Raw genomic sequence first — 2,722 nt, 5'->3', positions numbered from 1 at the left:
CCCGGCATCGCACCGAGGCGCGAGCGTGTCGTCGGTCCCTTGCCCTGGCCGTAAGCGCCGCCGGCGCTGAAGGCCAGCCAGCCGGCAAGCCCGACAAGTGCCGCCCGGCAGGCGTGGTGTGACGAGGCCCTCAACATCCTTTGCTCGCAACAAGCTGCCGGAGATAGACAAGCCGCGTGCCGATGACATTGTTGACGATCGCCGTCTTGCCGGCCGGCGCCATGCCGCCGTATTTCTTGACCGACGGCCCATGATTCTTCGCCTCTTCGTAACCTGCCATCAATTGCCGCAGATCCGCACAGGACATCGAGGCGTACTTCGCCTGCTCCTGCGGGCTGATGACGCTCGATTGCGCCATGCCGGCGGAGTTGGCCGCCGCCATGCCGGCCATGCCGACGACCGCAGAAACCGGGTTGATGCCGACGCAGCCCGATAGGCCGAGGCACAGGACCGGTGCCGCCAGGACTGTATGCCGGACGCTCATGGCCGACGCTCCCCACACGGCCGCTTCGGATCGCGATGGTCGGCGACGGTTCCGCCGAGAGCGATGGACAACAGATAGACGCGTGGATTGAAGCCTGCCGAGGCGAGCCCCGACAGTGTCCTGAACAATTGCAAATGATACATCGAACCCCCTTGTGGCTGTTTGCGATGCGCTTCCTGATCGGAAACGCGCTGCAAACTAGGTCCGGCAAAAGCGGGCAGCTTGGACGCAGCGGCCCTAAAAACGGCCCAAACGGCCCTGTATTGACGTTTTCGGAGGCGCGGCGCATATCACGCCGCTTCTGATTGACCTGAGGCATGGGGGATGCCGGTGACGGCGACGATGGGGCCAACCGCCTCGTTCCGACTGATGACGGACGCGCTTCCGGAGCGGGATCGCGTCGAGGTCATGCGCGAGGTCTATGGCCGCACGGTGCTCAAGGTCGATCTCGATCCACTCGGCCCGACGCATGTCGATATGCAGGTGCGCGCGTTGCCTGGCCTCGGCATCGCCACGGGCACGTGTTCGGAATTCCGCGTCCATCATTCGACGTCGCTGATCGACAGCGACGATCTCGTCCTCCTGGTCGCCCTCGATGGCGCAAGCGTGATGAAGCATCGCGGCCGCGAGGAGCCGGTCGGCAACGGCCAGGCGCTGATGATGAGCGGCGAGGAGGTCGGCCTCAATGTCATCCAGCCAGGCGGTCTTCGCTTCGTCAATATGAGCTTCTCGCTCAAGGCACTGTCACCGCTGATCGGCGACCCGGCGCCGGCGCTGATGCAGCCGCTGCCAACCTCCGGCGGGGCGATGCGGCTGCTGCTCGACTATGTCAGGTCGATCCAGGATGCCGGCGACGTGCTGACCCCGGAGGCCTGGCATCTGGCGACGACGCATATTTTCGATCTCGTCGCTCTGGCCATGGGTGCCACCCGAGACGCGGCAGAAATCGCCCGGGGCCGAGGCGTGCGCGTGGCGCGGCTGCGTGCCATCAAGGCCGAAATAACAGCCCATGGCGGCGACCTGTCGGCCGAAGACATCGCCCGCCGTCACCGCCTTTCGGCCCGCTACATCAGAAAACTGTTCGAGAGCGAAGGCACGTCGCTGTCGGATTTCATGCTGTGCCAGCGCCTGTTGCGCGCGCATCGGATGCTCAGCAATCCTCGTCATGCCGGACGCAGCATCACGGCGATCGCCTTCGAGGCAGGCTTCAACGACCTCTCCTATTTCAACCGGGCGTTCCGGCGGCGCTACGGCGCGACGCCATCGGATGTGCGGGCGGCCGCGTTGAAGGGCTGACCGCAAACGAAAACGCCGGCCCAAGGGCCAGCGGTTTCTGGATGAATTTGCCGTTCGGGCCTTCAGCCGAGCTTGGCGTCGAGCGATACGTTTATGGCGCCGAGCGCCTTCGAGACCGGACAGCCGGCCTTGGCCCTTTCGGCCAATTCCTTGAACTTCGCCGCGTCGATGCCCGGGACCTTGCCGACCACTGTGAGGGCGCTGCCGGTGATCCCGGTGCCGGGAACCAGCGTCACCACGGCCTTGGCGTCGAGTTCGGTGGCGGGGGTGCCGTTCTCGGCCAGGAAATGCGAAAACTGCATGGCAAAGCAGCCGGCGTGCGCCGCCGCGATCAGCTCTTCAGGGTTGGTGCCGGATTTGCCGCTCTCGTCCTCGAAGCGCGCTTTGAACGAATAGGGCGTGCCCTTCAGGGTTCCGCTCTGGGTGTCGAGCGTGCCCGTGCCCTCTTTCAGATTGCCTTTCCAGACGGCGTTTGCGGTGCGGTCCATGAATTCCTCCTTATTACAGCGGTGGCGCCGGCCAGGCGGCGTTCCTCCCAACTATAGCGCGGGCGCGAGGGAAGGCCACCGCGCTGTTTGCGCGCGCATGCAGCACCGGCGAGCCCCACCGAATCTTTTTTGAAAAAAATGTGCGTGCAAAATGTCGACTTGCATCGGCCCCGAGCGTCCTGCGGGCGGCCACAGATTCTCGTGGCGGATGGAGGTTCGCATGAACAATCTGTTTTCTGCCCATTGGACAAGCACCTGCCGAACGGCTGATCCAGGGAAAAGCGGCCCGCTGCATGTGCCGCCCTCCGGCTTCGGCCGGCTGCTTGCGGCAGTTGCAATCATCGGCATTGCGGTCAGCCTTCTCGACCATGTCGCTGCCGGCAAGAACTCAACCGATACCGTGATCGCCTATGGTTCGTCACAGCAAGGGAGCTGGAAATGAAATATGTCTGTC

At 64.2% G+C, this 2,722-nt stretch carries 4 protein-coding genes; 2 read left to right on the top strand and 2 right to left on the bottom strand.

Annotated features, from left to right (window positions below; translation table 11 throughout):
* Positions 1-130 precede the first annotated feature (130 nt).
* Positions 131-484 carry a hypothetical protein gene (locus EN994_RS26015; RefSeq protein WP_013528880.1) on the bottom strand — a complete coding sequence of 118 codons (354 nt, stop codon included), beginning with the start codon at positions 482-484 and terminating at the stop codon, positions 131-133.
* 324 nt (positions 485-808) lie between these two features.
* Here EN994_RS26015 and EN994_RS26005 point away from each other — a divergent pair, with 324 nt between their 5' ends.
* Positions 809-1,780, top strand: coding sequence for an AraC family transcriptional regulator (locus EN994_RS26005; RefSeq protein WP_013528882.1), 972 nt, complete (start codon positions 809-811; stop codon positions 1,778-1,780).
* 62 nt (positions 1,781-1,842) lie between these two features.
* On the opposite strand, the gene EN994_RS26000 is transcribed toward EN994_RS26005, so the two are convergent.
* The gene (locus EN994_RS26000; protein WP_063169527.1) at positions 1,843-2,268 is read right to left on the bottom strand and encodes an OsmC family protein; all 426 of its coding nucleotides are present in this window, start codon (positions 2,266-2,268) and stop codon (positions 1,843-1,845) included.
* 220 nt (positions 2,269-2,488) lie between these two features.
* On the opposite strand from EN994_RS26000, the gene EN994_RS25995 reads away from it, so the two are divergent.
* Positions 2,489-2,710 (top strand): hypothetical protein, encoded by a 222-nt coding sequence (locus tag EN994_RS25995; protein ID WP_063170404.1) that lies wholly within the window; start codon positions 2,489-2,491, stop codon positions 2,708-2,710.
* The last annotated feature ends 12 nt before the right edge of the window (positions 2,711-2,722 follow it).

This window comes from Mesorhizobium sp. M7A.F.Ca.CA.002.09.1.1, from assembly GCF_003998555.1.
GTDB classification, from domain to species: Bacteria; Pseudomonadota; Alphaproteobacteria; order Rhizobiales; family Rhizobiaceae; genus Mesorhizobium; species Mesorhizobium ciceri.
Note: the sequence above shows the minus strand (reverse complement) of the source record. Positions and strands in the feature narration are given on the sequence as shown.